This window comes from Anaerobacillus sp. 1_MG-2023 (assembly GCF_030547345.1).
Taxonomy (GTDB): Bacteria; Bacillota; Bacilli; order Bacillales; family Guptibacillaceae; genus Guptibacillus; species Guptibacillus hwajinpoensis_B.
This window is the reverse complement of the sequence record NZ_JAUORD010000188.1, coordinates 1-248: the sequence shown is the minus strand read 5'-3', so window position 1 is coordinate 248 and position 248 is coordinate 1. Positions and strand designations below refer to the sequence as shown.

Genomic DNA, 248 nt, shown 5'->3' with positions numbered 1-248 from the left:
GAATCAAGTGGATCCGTATTTCGGCTGACGATTTGCTGAAGTGCTGTAATAACTTGCGCCGCAATTGCAACAGGATCGATTGTGCGGTGCGGATGTGCTGCATGTCCGCCATTTCCTTTTATTTCCAGTTCAAATAGATCCATTGCTGCACAGCTGAATTCCGTTTCTGTGATTCCAAATTGTCCTGTTTCTATGGTTGGATGTACATGCAGACCAGCCATCATATCCACTTTTGGATTTTCCAGTAC

At 44.8% G+C, this 248-nt stretch carries 1 protein-coding gene; it reads right to left on the bottom strand.

All coding sequences use genetic code 11. The features are described 5' to 3' along the window. The coding region (locus Q4550_RS23805) for a peptidase dimerization domain-containing protein (RefSeq protein WP_303536732.1) at positions 1-248 on the bottom strand (248 nt) is incomplete at both ends.